This is a genomic window from Chelativorans sp. ZYF759, assembly GCF_012911015.1.
Taxonomy (GTDB): Bacteria; Pseudomonadota; Alphaproteobacteria; order Rhizobiales; family Rhizobiaceae; genus ZYF759.
Genome location: NZ_WVVV01000006.1, coordinates 23,750 through 40,725 on the forward strand (window position 1 = coordinate 23,750; position 16,976 = coordinate 40,725).

General features: G+C 62.7%; 20 protein-coding genes. 2 read left to right on the forward strand and 18 right to left on the reverse strand.

What is annotated here, in order from left to right; translation table 11 throughout:
- Positions 1–19: 19 nt before the first annotated feature.
- The 3 genes from GRZ55_RS11155 to GRZ55_RS11165 are packed head-to-tail and all read right to left on the reverse strand — an operon-like array spanning position 20 to position 1,687.
- On the reverse strand, positions 20–499 hold the full coding sequence (locus GRZ55_RS11155; protein WP_246734689.1) for a hypothetical protein: 480 nt from the start codon (positions 497–499) through the stop codon (positions 20–22).
- Positions 496–1,533 carry a hypothetical protein gene (locus GRZ55_RS11160; protein WP_169287009.1) on the reverse strand — a complete coding sequence of 346 codons (1,038 nt, stop codon included), beginning with the start codon at positions 1,531–1,533 and terminating at the stop codon, positions 496–498. The genes GRZ55_RS11155 and GRZ55_RS11160 overlap by 4 nt, the downstream gene beginning before the upstream one ends.
- Positions 1,508–1,687 (reverse strand): hypothetical protein, encoded by a 180-nt coding sequence (locus GRZ55_RS11165; RefSeq protein WP_169287010.1) that lies wholly within the window; start codon positions 1,685–1,687, stop codon positions 1,508–1,510. The genes GRZ55_RS11160 and GRZ55_RS11165 overlap by 26 nt, the downstream gene beginning before the upstream one ends.
- Before the next feature lie 261 nt (positions 1,688–1,948).
- Between GRZ55_RS11165 and GRZ55_RS11170 the strand changes: the two genes are divergently transcribed.
- A complete protein-coding gene (locus GRZ55_RS11170; protein ID WP_169287011.1) occupies positions 1,949–2,995 on the forward strand; it encodes a class I SAM-dependent methyltransferase in 1,047 nt (348 codons plus the stop codon).
- Between the two features lie 55 nt (positions 2,996–3,050).
- Entirely contained in the window at positions 3,051–5,189 is a 2,139-nt protein-coding gene (locus GRZ55_RS11175) for a hypothetical protein (RefSeq protein WP_169287012.1), read from the forward strand.
- Between the two features lie 121 nt (positions 5,190–5,310).
- Here the strand turns inward: GRZ55_RS11175 and GRZ55_RS11180 are convergent, their stop codons facing one another.
- From GRZ55_RS11180 to GRZ55_RS11250, 15 genes are read right to left on the reverse strand one after another with little or no spacing between them, the layout of a single operon-like run.
- The gene (locus GRZ55_RS11180; RefSeq protein WP_169287013.1) at positions 5,311–5,451 is read right to left on the reverse strand and encodes a hypothetical protein; all 141 of its coding nucleotides are present in this window, start codon (positions 5,449–5,451) and stop codon (positions 5,311–5,313) included.
- Positions 5,452–5,504: 53 nt separating this feature from the next.
- Positions 5,505–6,668: a hypothetical protein gene (locus tag GRZ55_RS11185; RefSeq protein ID WP_169287014.1), complete on the reverse strand. Its 1,164-nt coding sequence runs from the start codon at positions 6,666–6,668 to the stop codon at positions 5,505–5,507.
- Positions 6,665–8,695 (reverse strand): collagen-like protein, encoded by a 2,031-nt coding sequence (locus GRZ55_RS11190; RefSeq protein ID WP_169287015.1) that lies wholly within the window; start codon positions 8,693–8,695, stop codon positions 6,665–6,667. Before GRZ55_RS11190 ends, GRZ55_RS11185 begins: the two co-directional genes overlap by 4 nt.
- 10 nt (positions 8,696–8,705) lie before the next feature.
- Positions 8,706–10,979: a hypothetical protein gene (locus GRZ55_RS11195; protein ID WP_169287016.1), complete on the reverse strand. Its 2,274-nt coding sequence runs from the start codon at positions 10,977–10,979 to the stop codon at positions 8,706–8,708.
- A gap of 9 nt (positions 10,980–10,988) precedes the next feature.
- A complete protein-coding gene (locus GRZ55_RS11200) occupies positions 10,989–11,624 on the reverse strand; it encodes a phage tail protein I (RefSeq protein WP_169287017.1) in 636 nt (211 codons plus the stop codon).
- The gene (locus tag GRZ55_RS11205; RefSeq protein ID WP_169287018.1) at positions 11,621–12,541 is read right to left on the reverse strand and encodes a baseplate J/gp47 family protein; all 921 of its coding nucleotides are present in this window, start codon (positions 12,539–12,541) and stop codon (positions 11,621–11,623) included. Before GRZ55_RS11205 ends, GRZ55_RS11200 begins: the two co-directional genes overlap by 4 nt.
- Complete coding sequence (locus tag GRZ55_RS11210) at positions 12,538–12,933, reverse strand: GPW/gp25 family protein (RefSeq protein WP_169287019.1); 396 nt, start codon at positions 12,931–12,933, stop codon at positions 12,538–12,540. The genes GRZ55_RS11205 and GRZ55_RS11210 overlap by 4 nt, the downstream gene beginning before the upstream one ends.
- Positions 12,920–13,105, reverse strand: coding sequence for a hypothetical protein (locus GRZ55_RS11215; RefSeq protein WP_169287020.1), 186 nt, complete (start codon positions 13,103–13,105; stop codon positions 12,920–12,922). The genes GRZ55_RS11210 and GRZ55_RS11215 overlap by 14 nt, the downstream gene beginning before the upstream one ends.
- 10 nt (positions 13,106–13,115) lie before the next feature.
- Positions 13,116–13,610: a phage baseplate assembly protein V gene (locus GRZ55_RS11220; RefSeq protein ID WP_169287021.1), complete on the reverse strand. Its 495-nt coding sequence runs from the start codon at positions 13,608–13,610 to the stop codon at positions 13,116–13,118.
- Positions 13,603–14,418, reverse strand: coding sequence for a hypothetical protein (locus GRZ55_RS11225; protein ID WP_169287022.1), 816 nt, complete (start codon positions 14,416–14,418; stop codon positions 13,603–13,605). The genes GRZ55_RS11220 and GRZ55_RS11225 overlap by 8 nt, the downstream gene beginning before the upstream one ends.
- Positions 14,418–14,798 carry a hypothetical protein gene (locus GRZ55_RS11230; protein ID WP_169287023.1) on the reverse strand — a complete coding sequence of 127 codons (381 nt, stop codon included), beginning with the start codon at positions 14,796–14,798 and terminating at the stop codon, positions 14,418–14,420. Before GRZ55_RS11230 ends, GRZ55_RS11225 begins: the two co-directional genes overlap by 1 nt.
- A 1-nt stretch (position 14,799) precedes the next feature.
- Positions 14,800–15,015: a hypothetical protein gene (locus GRZ55_RS11235; protein ID WP_169287024.1), complete on the reverse strand. Its 216-nt coding sequence runs from the start codon at positions 15,013–15,015 to the stop codon at positions 14,800–14,802.
- Between the two features lie 2 nt (positions 15,016–15,017).
- Positions 15,018–16,046: a major capsid protein gene (locus tag GRZ55_RS11240; protein WP_169287025.1), complete on the reverse strand. Its 1,029-nt coding sequence runs from the start codon at positions 16,044–16,046 to the stop codon at positions 15,018–15,020.
- A 17-nt stretch (positions 16,047–16,063) separates the two neighbouring features.
- The gene (locus tag GRZ55_RS11245; RefSeq protein ID WP_169287026.1) at positions 16,064–16,438 is read right to left on the reverse strand and encodes a head decoration protein; all 375 of its coding nucleotides are present in this window, start codon (positions 16,436–16,438) and stop codon (positions 16,064–16,066) included.
- A gap of 12 nt (positions 16,439–16,450) precedes the next feature.
- Entirely contained in the window at positions 16,451–16,975 is a 525-nt protein-coding gene (locus GRZ55_RS11250) for a hypothetical protein (protein WP_169287027.1), read from the reverse strand.
- Position 16,976: the final 1 nt, after the last annotated feature.

Below are 16,976 nucleotides of genomic sequence, written 5' to 3' on the forward strand. Positions count from 1 at the left end.
AAAGCTCGGTGGCCGGGCGCTACAGCGCGCTGGCGGCCATCCACATGTCATCGATCTGTTCGGGCGAGAGCCCGAGCGCGGCGCCGATCGTCTCGATCAGCGGATGGGTGCGCTGGTAGACGGTCGCATCCTCCCATTCGATCCTGGCCGTTTCCTTCGCGTTGCCTTCCGGCATGACGTCGATCTCGGCCGTGACCTGTGTCGAGGTGATGCCGGCGGCGAGCAGGCCGAGCCGCAGCTGGCGACGCGAGAGTTCGGGCATGGCCGCGCGCAGTTCCTCGGCAGTGGGCGGGACGTAGGGGGCGACAGGCCTGCCCTCGGCAATCCACAGATCGAGGCCGGCGCGGATCTGCGGCGCGAGGCCGAAACCGTCATCCGGCCGCGAGGCATAGTCGGCGACGTAGCGCTGGCCTTCCATGTCGGTAAGATCGGCGGCCACGATATATACGCCCGGCTCTTCGGTCTCACGGACCGCGGTGATCTCGTGCAGCTGCATCATGCCATCCTCTGGAAGAGCGACCCATTGAGGCTGCCGTCACGGCCCCGAGCACGGAAGGTGCCGCTGAGTGCCGCGCCGCCGCCACCGATGGTGTAGCGGTGTGGCGAACTGGTATCGAGCCGGATAGTCGCGCTGTCGTTACGATCGACCGCTGCACCGTGAAGGACCATCACCGGATGCCCGAGCGGGAAGTTCGTCGCATTAGTGCCCGACCCGGTGAACAGCCCGACCTCCGGCTTGGTCTCCAGAGAATCGATGGCCTGTGCGATGCGCTGTGCCGTCCAGGCGCGGACCGTAGCGGCGGTGCCGGAGCGCGCTTCACCTTCCGTGACCAGCGCCATGTTGCCGCTGTGCCAGAAGGTGCGGATCGCGTTGTTGAACCGCGCGATGAGCCCGGCCGTGGTCATCCACAGATCGCCGTTTACAGACTCGCCCGGCGCCGTGCCGTGCGGCATGCGCAACGGCGCGGCGTCCTCGGTACCGGCCGGCAGACGCAGCGGCCCGGTCATGGTGCCGCCCGCCTTGTCGAGCTTCGTATCGAGTGCGGCAGTCACATCGGCCGCCGGAGCCTTGGTGGCCAGTTCGTCAGCCACAGCATCGAGTGCAGTCGCGACGCCTGTCGCAGATGCCGCCCCGATCGCCGTGCGCGCCTCGGCCTGGTCGGCCGCCGCCATGAAGCTCTTGATCGTGGCCGAGGTCGAGAAGTTCGCCGGATTGAGATAGAAGCTCGCCGGCTGGCTGTTGAGCAGCACCGAGTTCGGCGCGACGCCCTCGACGATGATCGCGATATTGTCGAAGGCGGTCTGGATCGCCTGCTGCAACTCGCCGAGTTCGGGCGCGATATTGACCTGTATGAGATCGAGCGCGGCCTGCGTGCCCTGCGCGATCAGGTTCTCGAACGTGCCTTCCAGCTCTTCGCGCTCGACCAGGCGGGCATGGATGGAGCCGAAGACCGCGTTGAAGAGGTCCGGCGACATCTCATACCGGGAGTCGACCGTGTAGCCGTTCTCAGGCGATGGCGTCGGCAGTGTCAACGCAGTTCTCCCCGTGTTCGTCGACCAGCTTGTTGAGGAAGGCGCCCTTCATTTCGTAGACGCCGCCCGGCAGAAACCGCATCCGCCCATGCTGGACGGCGCGGCTGAGCTTGACCGAATAGGTCTTCTTTTCGTTGTAAGGCTTCGTGGCCATTGAGGTTTCCTCTTGTCGGGCGCCGGCATTATACGTTTCGGGGCGGCGATCCCCTATGCAGGAAGCGGGTAGAGCGGCTGCCATCGAAGCGTCAGGCCGAAGCCGATCAGACACAACAGCCACGCCACCCCGGCGCGAAGGTAAAGCATTGCGATGATCCGGGTTAGGCGGGCGCATGGCAGGCGCCTTGCCAGGGGTGGAACGGTCGGCTAGGGGGGCAGGGCGGCTAAAATCCGTGAGCCCTTAGGAGAGTACCCACCGATGGAAGAATGGATTGCGTCGGCTATCAGAGCCGCGAAAGAAATGGAGGCACATTCCCCCCTCGAAAAAGGCGGCGCCAACGCTGACTTCGTTAAGCAAAGCTACGAAAACCATTGGGGTGGAAGGGTTGAGAGTATCCGTGAAAAGATAGCCGGCGGCGAAACAATCGCTCACATCCTCGCCGGTATTCGCAGCCAGCCCCACCTCCTGAGAAACAATCAGGGCACCGACGCGATCACCAAGAACGCGCTGCCCGACTTCAACGAAACTACGTCGGATGGCAATCCGACGTCACGTCTCGGAGTATGCAACAGCCGGTTCGTCGCGCAGCCAAACTTCGACCCGATGACCGCCATCTACCGACATGCCTTGGATGCGGACACGATAGTTGAACTCGGCGCGGGGCCGGGGTGGAACCTGTTCAACCTCTCGACCTTTTTGGGCAAGGCCGTGCACGGAAAGCGCCTGTTTGGTCTCGAGTACTCTGATGCCGGGCTGGAAATCATCAAGCTTCTTGCCGAGCATGAAAGCCTGCCAATCGAAGCGCACTTCTTCGATTACAGAAACCCCGACCTGTCCGTGCTCCCCCCTACAGGGCGCATGTTGATCTTTTCGCATCACTCGATGGAGCAGGTTGAGGAAATATCTCCCTTGCTTCACCAAACGATAGCGGCCCGAAAAGAGCCAACGAAACTTATCCACTGCGAGCCTATCGGATGGCAGCGCTTCCCTGATCTATACAAGGCGCGCGTCCGTGAGAACGACAACCTCTTAAAGGCGATGGTCGTTCGGCGCTTCGATGACCTGCATGCACCCCATGCGGTCGCGATGTCCGCCGCCATCAACTCTTGGCGCGTCAAATATAACAGAAACGCTATGAATTGCATCAACAAGCAGGTGAACGCCAAGCGGTTCATAGTGCGAGAAGCAATCTATGACTTCACCCACATCTACAACTCCAATCCCGTTAATCCTTCGACATATTTGGAGATTGATGTCCTTCCGCCACGCGATCAACCAAAGGAAGAAAGCGCGGAACAGGAGTGACTTGTCTACCGGCATGCGCTAAGCGGTGCCGCTCTTCAGTAAATATGGTGAGGCGATGCGCACGATTATCAGGAAAATCGTTCCCTACAGTGTGAGGCAAGCCCTGTGGAGGCTGAGAAACAACAAGCAGTTGTTTGCCGGCGAACCCGTCGTGCGACTGAAGTCTACTCGCTCCGCGCCAGACAATCTGCCGGTTAAGGCGCCGAAGCCTGTCACCCCCGTCGCGAACCGACCAAGAGCCTTTTCCAATCTTATTCGCACCATGTCGATCAAGCAGTTGGACGATGCGACCGTGAAGGGCGTCTCGGATTTGGCCTCGGATGCTCTCGTTATTTGGGCCTCGTTGGAATACAGGCGTGGCAATTTGCGCCTTGCTACCGACCTCGCCGCCATGATCCCGCCCAACGCAGATGTCGATCCTAGCCATCTGCGAGCTTGCTGGGACATCCTGCGCGATATCGGCCGCTTTGACCTGGCAATTAGAGGATTCGAGACCAGAGCATCGGATATCGCTCAAAGCCCAAGTCTTCGCTCCCGGCGCGCACTTACCCTTTTTGCAGCCAAGGGGTACGAGTTCCTGTCGCGATACGTCGACCGGCACAGCCAATCCACACCTAAAGGTTATGTCGTTCTTTTCGACCTCAACCACCGCATCACATCTGGGCTCATGGTCCCCATCGGCATGGAGTTGTTCCGACAAGGGTATGATGTTTCCTCGGTCATCCCGTCAACTATGCCGATCTCCCGGCGTCCCGAGCTACACGGCATTTCTGGTGCGATCAGGACCAACGGGTCATCTCTTTCGGACGAGCCGTGGACGTCCGATCGGCTCCACAATCACTGGGTTGTCGATTGGGACCATGAAATGGTGTCCTGCGACGGGGTGAATTACTACACGTTTTTCTCAGAGCGCATCAGCAAATTGCAAGGCGTATATCGCGGCAAACTGGACACTGCCAAAGCCGTCAACCTGTTCCACTCCATGCTCCATCGAAGCGACCTTGCACTGGTCATATGCAAGCGGTTGGTGACCCTCGCTGAGACGACCGGAAAGCCAGTTCGAGTAGTCGCGATGGATACTCACTTCGCTCCCCAGGGCGTCGTGCGCCGCTGGTGCGAACAAATAGGGAAGCGATACAACATCCATATGGTGGGGTTATCCGTCGCATACGAAAACTACTTCTCCAATCTTTCAACTCTGGAGGCCCGCACCGTGGCCGTTGAGGACATGACGGCCCGACCAGATGTTAGACATCCCCTACTTGCCGGGCGGTACCGCCTTGACCAGTACCTGGCGAGCGACCCGGAAGCCGTCACAAGGCGAGACCTGGTTCTGGGGATGATTAACATGAACCGAAGCGGGACCAGCGATTCAGACGAATCCGAGCGCCAGAGGGTTCTTCAGGCGATCAGTGCCGCCAAGGAAGATGGGCGAAAGGTGTTTTGCGCCTTCGGAAAGGTTCTCATCGATTTCGCGGCCCCCGACGACCGGGGGAATGTTTTCAAGGATTTCCCCACTTGGGCAAGGGCCTTGGTGGACATGGCCGCGAAATCGAACTCGCTGCTGATTATCAAGCCCCACCCCCACGAATTGCGTAGTGAGATCGTTCAGGACGGGTGTCAGAAACTTCGAGATCTGCTGCCCGAGGTCCTGCCCGATAACGTCATTTTCCTGGGCCACTCCTCGTTTAATTCGTCGGAGCTTGCCGACCACGTTGATGGCTGCTTTCTTTGGAACGGAACGGCATATGCTGAATATCAGGTGCTGGGCTGCCCTGCTTTTGCGGAGAGCATCTGGGCGGAAAAGGACTACCCTATAGACGCTCCTGTGCTGCGGACGCTGGACGACTACACAAGAGTGTTCAGAGGAGTTTCCCCGCGAGAAATCCCGGTCCATACGGTTGAACGCGCCATCGCCTACATGCAATTTATGAAGTCGGGGTTCGTTACAATCCCATTCCATTACTTCCGACGGCCAGCGACCAACAAGCCCATCGGCCCCAACATCTTCTACGAAGACCAGATCCTTGACTTGGACCAGAATGGCGACCCACATGTAACCAAGGCCGCCAGCCGGTTCTTTGAATTTGACAAGGGCGCCGAGCCCGTTGCTTACTTGCCCGCCCCTCTCAAGATGGAAGGCCCGAAACATGAACCACCGAAACGTCGCCGTACTCGTAAGACCCGTCAATGACAACGATGGGATCAAGGCCCTGGAGATGGAGGAGCATATCCGTGCGTGCGAGGGCTCGGCCAACCGCGTTTGCAGGGAACTGTACCACCATGACGATGATGGCCCGTGGGAGGAATAGTAGCTAGCTGGAGCTTTCGTCCTGCCCGGCGCTGGTCTCCAACAGCCGATCAAGCGGGCTCATCACGATCAGATCGTCCTCGCCGGGAAGCGTCTCCACTTCAAACCCTTCGGCGCGAAGCATCATGAGCAGCCTGTTTGTCATGAGCGTTTTCCCGCTCCCCGGCTCACCCTGCACAATGATTGAAAGGTTGTTCATCAGCCTGTGATCCTTCCAAGGTTGACCCCCACCAGATAGATGCCCGGCTCGACACCATAGTCACCATTCGTCGCGCCGGGCGCGAGATAGCAAGCACCCATTGCGTAACTGCCAACGACGAGGGTCAACATCAACTGCCCTACGTCCGTCGACCAACCGGCTCCGATCTGCGCGAAGTTCGGCCAGGTTACGCCGTGATCTGTCGAGCGATGCGCACCGACGCCTGTCAGTTTTGTCCCGCTCGCCAGTCGTCCCGCTGCATCGAGGCCAGAGCGGTTGGGTTGCCGCAAACCAAGGGGAAGAGCCAAATCGTCGTTTGGCAGCCTATGTAGCTCGGGCTGCGTACCGCGTGGCGTGATGAGAGCTGGCGCGGGGAACGGTCCTACGCCGCCCGTCTTCCGGGTTTGATACAGAGGTCGATTAGCCCCCGTCTCCTCGCGCATAACACAGACATGATCGCCATTGCCCGCGATGACATAGCCAGCTTCACCGAAAGCAAGCGCAGGATTGGACCCGATGATTTCCTTGAATGTGAAGTCCCAGCCGCCATTGCTGCTTACAAACGCGGCCGTAACGAACGGTGTCGGGCTGACGCGGTAGCCGGTGATGATGATGTCGCTGCCATCCTGCACCGGACGGCCCGCCCATATCGCATAGGTCCCGTTGTCACCCCCCGCCGTGGTGACGGCAATGGTGGACTGGATTTTTGTCTCGTAGACGCCTGGGGAAAGGCATCGAGCACGGAAGATGTTCTTGCCGCCGAACACCTCGCCGGGTTCCAGGATGTCATCCAGAAAGCTCAAGGTTTGAAACCCGGCGCTGTTCTCGAAATAGACCCCCTGCTGAATGTCGATGACCTGCACATCATCGGGGTCGGAAAAATCGACATACACCTTCACCCATCTTTGCCGCTGGGATTGGGCGTGCCCGATGCCGCTCGAAAAGATGAACAGAAGGATTGCGGTTGTGCTGGAGGTGACCTTCTTGTGGATCGCACTCGGAAAGGCATTGTATTCGTTCCGCTCCAGCCGGATCGCCCTCATCCCGAGCTGCATCCACCGCTGATATTCGGGATTGTCGAGGGACTTCGGGACAGTTGAAATCCTCCCATCGACATCCATCAGGATCGTGTTTGCGTCCGAAGAGATCGCTGAAATGCTCATGGGTGGCACGTCGCAAGAATGTGAGCAAAGTAAAGCGTTCGATCAATCGCAGCGGCATTATTTGCTATGATGCACCCCTTTCGTCCAGGATGCGTCACAGCGGCTGCAATGTCGGCAGCGGGGGAAGCTTGCGCCATCTGGCCTGAAGCACCGGTTTGCGGGCTATAGACGGTCACCGTGGGCGTGGCTTCCATATCCCATTCGGGAGTAAACGATACGGCTGTTGCAACCCCAGTTCCGTTGGCGGTAAAGCGCTTCGAGCCGCTGTAGTTGACAGGCGTGCCTGGCGCTATGTCGTCATCGTAGGTCTTCCAGATGATGGAGCGCATCCGCATCTTGCTGTAGATCGGATCGCCTGGAATATAAGGGCTGACAACAGCGCCAATCTCCAACTGCACTTCTTCGATCTCGGACCAGTCATTGGCACCAGCCGTCCCCGCTGGAACGTGCTGGAAGCGAGCCGCGTTCTGCGTCATGTCGGACGGATATGTTCCCGAAAGGGTAAATGTCTGCCATGACGTGGAAGGCGTGAGGGCTGCTGAAGTAACGGCGTTGTCACCAACCGAGTAGTTCCCGTTGGTCAACGCAATGACTTGGCGCGTTAGCGCGTTGGTAGATTTCTCGCCGATAAACAGCGCCCCCGAGAAGTCAGCGCCGGTGCGGTACCGAAACGTGCGGCTGAAAGGCTTACCCGCCAGTGCAACAGCATCGTAGCGTTCCAACGGAAGAACCAAGTTGATCGCGTTGGTGCTCGTGTCGCCCGGTGTGCGGTGCACACGGAGAGCGAAATTATTGCCTCTGGACCCCTGCTGCCGGGTTACGGTGACACCGGTCGCACCGCTGGTTCGGGCGATGGTCGCTCCAGCGGCAGCAATGATCCGAGCCGCCGTGCCAGTGATAGTCGCGCCCATCGGCCAGTGTTCGAAGGCTCCCTGCCAGCAGAAGTTCCGCGTATCCCGCTCGCCTTGTGGGCCTTGTGGGCCTTGTGGGCCAGGATCGCCCTTGTCGCCCACCACTGTCGTCCACAATCCATCGCTCCAGCGGCGCATGGCATCGTCCGCTTCCCGGACATAGAGAGCGCCTTCGATTGGTGATCCACCAGCAAAGGCCGTCGCGGCGGCGTCGTCTACAAAAGCGCCAAGATAGCGAGTGCGAAATTCTTCCACCCACTCTCTCGCCGATAGCGAGCCAAGGCCGTCAGGGTTGATGCCAGTGGCCCAGGCTTTGGATTGATCTTTGTGCTCCCCGCTCTCCTGCGCGTATTCGCGGCTGGATTTCGATCCCGGCCCATCGGGCTCGGTGCCGTCGGCAAACGCCTGTGAGCGCTCGACAGCACTTGAGAGATCGGCCAGGTCGCCAAGCCAGTCTTCCAGCGTGCCTTCATAGCCCTCGTCGACCGCGAGTTCATAGGCGCTCTTGCCGGTATCGCCCTGATCGCCTTTCTCTCCCTGGGGACCCTGAATAGGACCGACATTGACGAATTCCTCGTCTGTCGCATTCCAGACCCACAGATCACCGTCGATCACATAGCCGTCGCCGATATCGCCACTGGCCGGCAGTTCGCTGACATTGGCCAGCGTGCCGAGAATGTTGACCGAACTGCCGTCGTCGCCCTTCGGGCCGATATCACCCTGGTCACCCTTGGGGCCTGGCTCGCCCTGATCGCCCTTATCCCCTTTGTCGCCTTTCGGGCCGACTTCACCGGTATCACCGACCTCGCCCTTGAGATCGACGAAATCACCCCACTCCCCGCCGCCCAGACGGAAGCGCACCGCGGTGCCCTGCCACTCGTGTTCGAACCCGTCTGCAATCTGCGCAAGCTGCTGGAGCCAGGCCTCGATCGTTTCGGCGATACCGAACACCTCGGCGCGAGCCTGCAGCACGGCCGGCAGGCTCTCCAGCACCGACAACGGGTCGTTGTCGACATAACCGCGATAGGCGTCGAAGCGGGCGTTGATCGCCTTCAGCAGCGCCTCACCGATCTTGACAGCGGCCTGAGCCTTGATCTGGTCGGTATGCAGGTTCATGGGGCAAACCTCAAAGCGCAGCCAGGAAGCAATCTTCGATGAAGGGGACCGAGACGACGTTCGACGCCGTCATGGCCGGGCGCATGCGCGCCGCTGTGGCCGGTGCCGCCAGCTCGTAGAACGACGTGTAGCGGCGCCGCTCCGGTTCGTTGGGATCGATCCAGATCTCGGTTGCGTCCGGCGTGATGACGTCCGTGCCGACCATGATGCGCGGCGTGAAGGTGTGCTCGGCCTCGTTGAACGCGTCGACCGTGAACTGCGTCACGATCGTTTCCGTCGACAGGCCGAACTCGAATTCCTCGCTTACCGCCACCATGTCGCCGCGGTGGCGGCCGAGCTTGGCGCGAAGCGAATTGTCGAGCACCACCATCGGCGCCAGGTCGACCGTTCCGATCAGCACCAGCCGCAGCTCGACCAGCGCCGGCAGGCCGACCAGCGGATGCGTGCCGATATCGGACGTCTCCTCGAGCGCCCGCCACTCAGTCTGGCCGCTCGGCCGGATTTCCCATTCCAGCATGGTGCCGCCCGGCGCCCATGCCTTCATGATGAACTCGATATCCGTCATGCCGTTCTCGAGCGTCAGCGCGTCGAAGGAGACGACCGTGCGCACGTCGCGGAACTTGGCGCCGAAGATCCTGAAGGCGAAGTCGCTCGTGCCCTCGCCCTGGGCCCACACGCCGTCGGTGGCATAGAAGCGCGTGCCGGAGGTGAACTTGTTGCCCGTCGTGGTGTGGACGGCGTGATTGCCCGTCGTCACCGTGAAGAAGGCGTACCGCTTGCCGCTCTCCAGCATGGTGATCGGCAGCGTGAACTTGTTCCAGCCGATCACCAGCGCGTTCTGCGGCACCGTCGTGTAGGCCAGGACCTCGTCGAACTTCGGCATGCCGACCGAATTGGTCTCGCACAGGAACAGGTGCACGTCGCCCGAAGCGCCGACCGTGGCGAAGTCGAGATCGATCGAGGTCACGATCATCGGCTGGGAGACGAGGAAGGTCTGGCCGTAGATCGAGCCGTTGACGCCGACTTCCTCGGTTTCATACTCCCAATAGGTCTCGGTCCATTCCTCGCGGATCACGCGGCGTATCCAGCGCCAGGACGGACCCCGCACGCTGCCGGCCGGGCGCTCGACGAGCTGGTATTCCTCGCCCTGATGGAAGAACATCTCGCCGACGCGGACATTGGCGAGCAGATCGGACCAGTAGCGCTGGTTCGTGCAGTAATGCACGGCCGTCCCGTAGCGGATCGACGTGCGCGAGACCTCTTTCAGCACCGCCGTGACGACGGTGTGCACCTGCTGCGAAATGTTGAGCGCGGCATCGCGCCCGACATTGGCGATGCGCAGCGCCTCGTCATAGGCCGGGATCATGCGGCGGTTGGCGCCGATCATGATGGCCGGGTTGTCCTCGTTGAGGACCGCCAGCTGCTGGTCTTTCTCGTTGGCATAGGCGAACCGCACGCCCTCGCGTACGCGCGCCAGCCAGCCCGCATGCGTCGTGTCCCACTGGGCGTAGGTCAGGGCGGGATCGAACACATAGGCCCGCTGCTCTTCGGGCAGCTGCAGCTGGATGCGGGCCGCGCCGATGTCGCGCTGCATCTGCCGGATGATCGTCGGCCGGGGAATTTCGCCGAGGCGCGACGTGATGTTCGCGATGTCGGTCTCGATCGATTCCGTGCGGCGGAACAGCGCATCGAGATTGACTTCGACGGAGCTGAGGCGGCCGTCGAGCTCGTACAGCGTCTTGACGCGCCAGCCCTCGCCAGGCTCGATCGATGCAATGCCCGACGACGTCAGAAGCACGAAGGCGACGACCGCGTCGGTCTCGGCGATCGCCGGCCGGAGAGCCGGCGCCGGCGTGGCGTTGCCCTGCTGGACGACGATGAAGACGCGCCGCTCGACCCGCTTCGGCGTCGAGATATTGACCGGGATGGAAGTCTCCGGATCGACCGACGTCTCGAAGTTGCGGTTCTCGTTGACCGTGATTTCCTCGCCGCGCAGGATCAGCGCCACCCAGCGCTGGTCGGACGCGACCAGGGGAATGTGGATCTGGAGATTGAGATCGACGGATTCGTCGAGCCCGAAAATCTTCTCGCGGGTGACGTAGCGACCGGCCGAAACCGTCACCTCCTGTGCCGACTTCTGCGCAACGGTGAACGCCGCCCAATGCGCGGGATAGCCGATGGCGTCGTTGACCAGGGCATCAAGTGCTGCCTGCGAGTGCGCGCCGATGGCATTGAAATCATTATGCCCGGCAATCTCGGCATCGTCGAAAAGGATACGCTTCATCTCATCCCTCTAGAGCCGCGGCCGGTCGATGAACTGGCCGAAGTGAATGGAACCGTCGAGCGGCAGGCGATCGCCGAAGCGAGCGCGCCGACGCCACGCGAAATTGACGCTGGTGAGCGTTTCGGGAGCCTTCGCCACGCTGGCTGCGATCTGTGCGCGGCGCAGCGGTTCGAGGCTGATGCTCGTCATGGCCGACAGCCCAAGCACGGCCCGGCCGATCCGAAACGGATTGACGGGCTGGGCAAGCGGAACCTTGACCAGATAGTGCGCCGTCATCGGCCGGTGGTTGATCGGCCTGACACCGATCGCCGATCGACCGATGACGAAGCGCGCGGGGTGCGCGATCAGCCAGGTGATCTCGGCGTCGACATAGGCGAGGAAGCGCCTTGCGCCCTCTCTTGTCCCCTTGAGCGCCGCCAGCTGGACAGCCTCGGCGACCATCTGGCGCTTGCGCTCCTCCGGCCAGTCGTCGAACCAGAGATCGACGCTCTCATGGGCTGCCAGGAACGGCAGGAATGCAGCCGGCGTGGTCGCCGGATCGAGGATATCGCGCAGCGGCACCGGCAGGATGTCGGTCAGCGCCTTCGCGACAGCCCTCTCGAATGCCGTCGCGTTGGACGGCAGGATCTTCGCCGCGTCGGTCACGACGCCACCTCGACCGTGATGTCGATCAAGGTCAGCACCGGAACCGTGTAGGGGTGCGCCACGATATCGGCGACCGGCTCATGATGCTGGACGTCGATCACGCTCGGCCCGAAGGATGCGCCTGCCAGAAGATCGCGCGGCACGCCGGCGCCGATCTTCATGCGGCTGTCGGCGATCAGGCGAACCCGGTCTTCCGCTTCCTTGCGCACGATCTCGGCATCGGGCCCGACCGGCACGAGGATGGTCTGGACGACCTGGAATTCGTGGCGCGTGGCCGGCAGAACCGACACGCCGACAGCTTCCGGCTTCACGTCGGGCGCCTGAACCGCGGCCTGCACGACCGCAAGTTCGGCCTGTGTCGCCGCCACACCGTTCTCGCCGATGATGACCACGTCCGTGTCGCCGATCCGCCCATGGACGGCGCGCCCGTTGACGCGCACATCGTGCAGCTTCGGCGCCGACGTCCACGCCTCATAGAGGTATCGCGAGGCGGAACCGGCCGAAGGACGATCGAACGACAGGAGGTAACGCCGCAGCAGCTGGGCATCGCCTTCCATGACCGCGGGCTCGTTGCCCGATGCCGGAACCAGCTCGAGGCGAAGAACGCCCTGCCGCGAGGCGATCTGATCCAGGTCCGACCCGCGTGCCATAGGCGCCAGCACGGACCGCACGGCGTCGTTGACACGCGCCCGGTCGAGCAGCCGAAGATAGGACCAGGCCTGCCCGACGATCGCGACCGGGTCGGTCTCCAGCCCGCCGACCTCATAGGGCGGCAGGTCGGGATTGTCCGCACGCGCTTCGTCCCATGCCGCCTGGAAGCGGTCGCGGAAAGCCGCGAACAGCGTCTCGAAGTCGAGGGCCTCGATCGCGGCCGGGAAAGGCAGGCGCGACAGGTCGATCGTGGTCGGCGCGCTCATGCGATCACCCGGGCGCGGCCCTGGCCGAAAGCGAGACCGAAGCTCATCACGCGTTCCACCCTGTCATCCCCCAGATGGCCCCTCGGCCGGTAGTCGACTTCGATTGCGAAACTCACCTGCCCGAGCCGGATGCCGTCCACCGAGCCGGTAGCCACGATCCGCCGCACGGCGAAGCGCGGTTCCCACAGATCGATCGCCGTGGCGATCAGCGTCTGGAAGGCCACGAAGAGCTGCGGCGTCACCAATCGGCCGAGAAGCTCGGCCATGCCGCCGCCGAACTCGCGGCGCATCACGCGCTCGCCCAGCCGCGTCGACAGGATCACCTCGACCGACTGGAAGGCCGAGGCCAGATTTGCGAGCGGCCGACCGGTGACCCGATCAACGCCCGCCATGATCGTCCTTAGCCGGGCGCCGGCGCCTTGCCTTGCGGGCGGGCGCGATCCGCCCGTGATCGAGGTCGTAGCGGGCCTGTGTCGGCGTCAGGGTGACGATCCGGTTGGCCGGCACCTTGGCGCCATTGACCATCGTCACGCCCTCGCGGACGCGATACTGGCGGGTTTCCATCTGGATGCTCCTATTGCGGCGGTCCGCTGGTCCCGCCGCCCGGTTTGACGTCCGTATGGACGTGATCGTCCCCGACATTCCTGTCATTGTGCCGCAGCATCGAACCGTTGATCTGCACGTCGCCGTGGATCGTCAGCACGCCATCCTTGATCGACAGCGTGACGCCGCCGAACTGCAGCACATTCTCCGCGAGGTCGGAAGACGGCGCGCCGTCCTGTCCCGAGAACCCGGCCCGAAGCAGGATGCCCTGCCGCGGGTCGCCGGTCGGGTTGATGACGCCGACGATCTGGCCCTTGGAGAGCGGCGCCCAGCTCTTGGTGGCGCCACCCGATTCCGGATGTGGATACCAGGGCGAGAGGTAGGGGCCGTCCGGCCCCTCTCCGAGCTTGAGCCGATAGCCCTTCTGCGCGTCCACTTCCTCGACCGGCCCGACCTTCAGCGAATTGCCAAAGGCCGTCTTGAGCATCTCGACATCCGCCTTGATCTCGGCGACGACGCTAGCCATTCTCGACCTCGATCCCTGCCCTGCCCTCGATATCCAGTGTCGCCAGCGTCCCTTCGGGCGCCGGTTCGCCGTCGTCGCCCACCAGGGGCGACAGGCCGAGGGCGGCAAGTTCGTCCGCCGTCATGCCCAGGTGACGCCGCACGGCGTCCCACGGCTCGTCGGAGCCCGAGATCGCACTGGCCAGAATGGCGCCCTGGACTTGCCGCACGGGGTTCGCGTGGACGGCAAGCTTGGCGATCAGCCTGGCGAGCGGCGCTTCCGGCGGCAGGACGGTCCCCTTCGCAGGGTCCTCGATCAGCTGCGCCGTCACCCTGATCTGGCGCCCGGCGAGCTTGACGCCGATATGCCCGCTCGACGTGCGCGCATGCTCGATCTTGACGTAGCTCATGACCAGGCCCCGGTAGATTTCGGCCCACTCATTGGCGGGGTCGTTGAGCGTGTCCGCGATCTCGCGCGCCACCATGTCGAGGTGGAATTCATAGGCCGGATCGGTCGCGGGCATGCCCTCGACGATGAAGGACTCGCCGGTGTTGTCGTTCGTCTCGGTCATCGCCGCCGAGATACCCATCTCGAATTCGATTTCCGTCAGCCCGTTGTCGAGCATCATGCGCAGATCGTTGCTTCCCTCGTGCACGGCACCGCTGGTGTAGACCGCGATGAACGGCTTCTCCTCGTCCGTGCGCACCGCGCCGTCCGCGCCGATGTCGAGCGCGGCAATCTGGCTGTCGAGCACATTGTCGAGGACGCGCGTCTGGCCCTTGAGCGCCTCCACGGCAGCGATCCGCAGCCCGATCCGTACCAGCGACATCAGGCTTCTCCGAGACCGGCAAACAGCCTGGTGTGATTTCTGTCGTCGACGCCCAGGACTTCGAACCAGGGCTGGCCCGGAATCGACAGCACGCGAATCTTGTCGCCGCCGCGCAGCCGGACATCCGGATATCGGGCGCGGTCGATCGCCAGGATTGCCTTTGCAGTATCGAAGCGCACGCTCCAGCGCTGCGCCATGCCACCTGTCATGTTGGTATTGGCCGAATTGCCGTAGCGAAACACCGCCTCGATATCGACGGCAGCCCGCTCCGGATCGACCTGCCCGTCCTTCAGATACGCCAGACGAACCGGGCCGGCGAATATCCGGTCGACCTGCGCGATCATGCGATCGCGCAGGACATGAAAGCGAGCCGGGAGCATGTCAGCCCCGGGCGGCTTCGAGCGCGGAGATGATCTCCGCCTTGGTCGCACGCTCGGATACCTCGACGTTGCGGCGCTTCGCCTCGTCAAGCAGTTCTGCCTTGGTGAGGCTCTCGAGCGATACATCGCCAGAAGCGGTTTCCGCGACCGGCGGATGCTGAAGCCCGACCTTCACGTACCGGCCATTGTGAAAGCCGGGGGTCGCACGGGCGCTCATGGCTACTGCGCCCGTGCGCGAAGCAGCATCTCGGGGCGGGTGCAGATGAACAGCGGATAGCTGTACATCTCGACGCGGTCCCATTCGTCGCGCCCCGACTTGTCCTCGAGCACCAGCCCGTAGTACTCGCGCCCCTTCTTGTTGACGTAGGGCTTGAACTCGCTGGCAGGTGCCCAGCCGACCTTGAAGGCGCCGCGCGCGCCAATGGGGAAGAACCGCGCCTTGGCCGTGTCGATCGCGATGGTGCTTCCGTCGTCGGTTCCGCGATAGTTGATGAAGGTGATGCCCTCGATCTCGATCGCGGAGAACCCCTCGATGTTCTCGAGCATCGCTGCACGCTCGGTGCCAAGCTTCGTTTCCTTGATCTGCGGATGATTGACCAGCAGATCGAAGAAGGTGTCGCCGACCAGAGCGCCGATGCGTGTGGAGGGTGACCAGACACCCTTCGCCGCCTTCTGCATCGCACGCTTGACGTCACGACACTTCTTGCGAACGTCCGTGGCGGCATCGTTGAGTGCGAAGTTGATCTCGGTCGGCTCGGCGATGCCCCACTCGTCATACCAGTCGAAGAGAACCGTCGTTCCGTCCGCATCGAGAACGCGGCCCTGGACGGCGCCGAAACGCTGATATTCCCAGGTCAGCTCCATGTCGTCGAGGATGTTGGCGGTTCGCTCCGTAACTTCCTCGGCGATCTCCTTGGTCTGTTCGTCGAACGGAAGAGAGAGAACACCGGCGAGTTCGATCGCGTAGATCGTGGAGCCCTTGGCAAGCCGGACGGCGTCGAACTTCCGGACCTTTGCTCCGCGAGGAATGAGTTCCTCGGGGGGCGCGCCGGTTTCCGAGGTCGGGATGAGCATCAGCGTGCCCTCCCTGCTCGCGACCGCGATCGTACGCGAGCGCGAATAGATCGGTTCAAACAGACCGAGCGATCCCAGAAGCTGGGGCTTGAAGTCGATGCGCTCCACGATTTCCTCGTGGAATTCGATCGCGCCCCAGGCGTTCTGGTTGAAGATATCGGTTACGATGGCCATGGGTAGGGTCCTTCCCTCTAGCGACCGACAATGCCGAAGTCGGCAAGCGCGGCCAGCGCGGCGGTCTTGTCATTGTCGGAGACGCCATCGGCCCACTGCAGGACGTCTGCATGAACCTCGGTGTCGCGGGCGGTGAGCGTGCGGCGCACGTCATCTTCGGAAGCATCGCATCCTTCATAGAGGATCGCGGCCGCGTTCTCGGAACCATCCTCCCCGTCCGGGTCGAAAGGCACATACTTGCCCGATGCGGTCACCCGGCTCAGAACAGCGCCCGCCTTGAGCACGCCCGACCCCGAAGCGATGATGCCGACCTCACGGGAGCGATATCCGTTCGCTTCGGAGACGATGTAGTGAGCGGTCGTGAACCGATCCTGTTCGAGAATTCTCGACATGGTCGCCTCCTTCTAGCGGCGCTTGTTGGTGCGCTCGACTGCAGCGGAAAGTACGCTGCGGTCGGCGCCGGGTTCACGGCGAGGGCCAGGCTGCGCCAGACCAGCCGCGGCGAGACGCTTGGTCTCATAGTCGGCGGCGGGCTTCTGTCCCGCTGCCGCCGCGACATTGGCCGTGACAAAGGCGGCCACGTCCTCGCCCGACATGCCCGGCGACTTCTCCGCGAGGTCGAGCGCGGCCGACATGCGGCCAGGATCGCCCTTGACGCCTTCGGCGCCGAGCGCGGTCACAAGGCGAGAGGTCGCTTCGCGCGCACCCTCGTCCTTTCCTTCCGCGCGCGAGGCGGCAACTGCCGCATCGTGCTCGGCCTGCGAAATGCCGGCATTCTTGGCGCCGCCGGCAGGCGTATCGTCTTTCGACATCGCTCCATCCTCTTGGGTTGAGCTGGCGCCTGCGCGCCGGGTTTCGTCCTCGTCGAGGACAGTATCCGCGTCCGCGAGGGTAGCCTCGCGGATCGCGGCAAGCATGCTGCTGGCCATG

What these genes read in the sequence shown, in the direction of transcription:
- GRZ55_RS11155 (WP_246734689.1), bottom strand. Translation starts at nt 499, where the DNA reads ATGATGCAGCTGCACGAGATCACCGCGGTCCGTGAGACCGAAGAGCCG.
- GRZ55_RS11165 (WP_169287010.1), bottom strand. Translation starts at nt 1,687, where the DNA reads ATGGCCACGAAGCCTTACAACGAAAAGAAGACCTATTCGGTCAAGCTC.
- GRZ55_RS11170 (WP_169287011.1), top strand. Translation starts at nt 1,949, where the DNA reads ATGGAAGAATGGATTGCGTCGGCTATCAGAGCCGCGAAAGAAATGGAG.
- GRZ55_RS11175 (WP_169287012.1), top strand. Translation starts at nt 3,051, where the DNA reads ATGCGCACGATTATCAGGAAAATCGTTCCCTACAGTGTGAGGCAAGCC.
- GRZ55_RS11180 (WP_169287013.1), bottom strand. Translation starts at nt 5,451, where the DNA reads ATGACAAACAGGCTGCTCATGATGCTTCGCGCCGAAGGGTTTGAAGTG.
- GRZ55_RS11185 (WP_169287014.1), bottom strand. Translation starts at nt 6,668, where the DNA reads ATGAGCATTTCAGCGATCTCTTCGGACGCAAACACGATCCTGATGGAT.
- GRZ55_RS11190 (WP_169287015.1), bottom strand. Translation starts at nt 8,695, where the DNA reads ATGAACCTGCATACCGACCAGATCAAGGCTCAGGCCGCTGTCAAGATC.
- GRZ55_RS11195 (WP_169287016.1), bottom strand. Translation starts at nt 10,979, where the DNA reads ATGAAGCGTATCCTTTTCGACGATGCCGAGATTGCCGGGCATAATGAT.
- GRZ55_RS11205 (WP_169287018.1), bottom strand. Translation starts at nt 12,541, where the DNA reads ATGAGCGCGCCGACCACGATCGACCTGTCGCGCCTGCCTTTCCCGGCC.
- GRZ55_RS11210 (WP_169287019.1), bottom strand. Translation starts at nt 12,933, where the DNA reads ATGGCGGGCGTTGATCGGGTCACCGGTCGGCCGCTCGCAAATCTGGCC.
- GRZ55_RS11215 (WP_169287020.1), bottom strand. Translation starts at nt 13,105, where the DNA reads ATGGAAACCCGCCAGTATCGCGTCCGCGAGGGCGTGACGATGGTCAAT.
- GRZ55_RS11220 (WP_169287021.1), bottom strand. Translation starts at nt 13,610, where the DNA reads ATGGCTAGCGTCGTCGCCGAGATCAAGGCGGATGTCGAGATGCTCAAG.
- GRZ55_RS11225 (WP_169287022.1), bottom strand. Translation starts at nt 14,418, where the DNA reads ATGTCGCTGGTACGGATCGGGCTGCGGATCGCTGCCGTGGAGGCGCTC.
- GRZ55_RS11230 (WP_169287023.1), bottom strand. Translation starts at nt 14,798, where the DNA reads ATGCTCCCGGCTCGCTTTCATGTCCTGCGCGATCGCATGATCGCGCAG.
- GRZ55_RS11235 (WP_169287024.1), bottom strand. Translation starts at nt 15,015, where the DNA reads ATGAGCGCCCGTGCGACCCCCGGCTTTCACAATGGCCGGTACGTGAAG.
- GRZ55_RS11240 (WP_169287025.1), bottom strand. Translation starts at nt 16,046, where the DNA reads ATGGCCATCGTAACCGATATCTTCAACCAGAACGCCTGGGGCGCGATC.
- GRZ55_RS11245 (WP_169287026.1), bottom strand. Translation starts at nt 16,438, where the DNA reads ATGTCGAGAATTCTCGAACAGGATCGGTTCACGACCGCTCACTACATC.
- GRZ55_RS11250 (WP_169287027.1), bottom strand. Translation starts at nt 16,975, where the DNA reads ATGGCCAGCAGCATGCTTGCCGCGATCCGCGAGGCTACCCTCGCGGAC.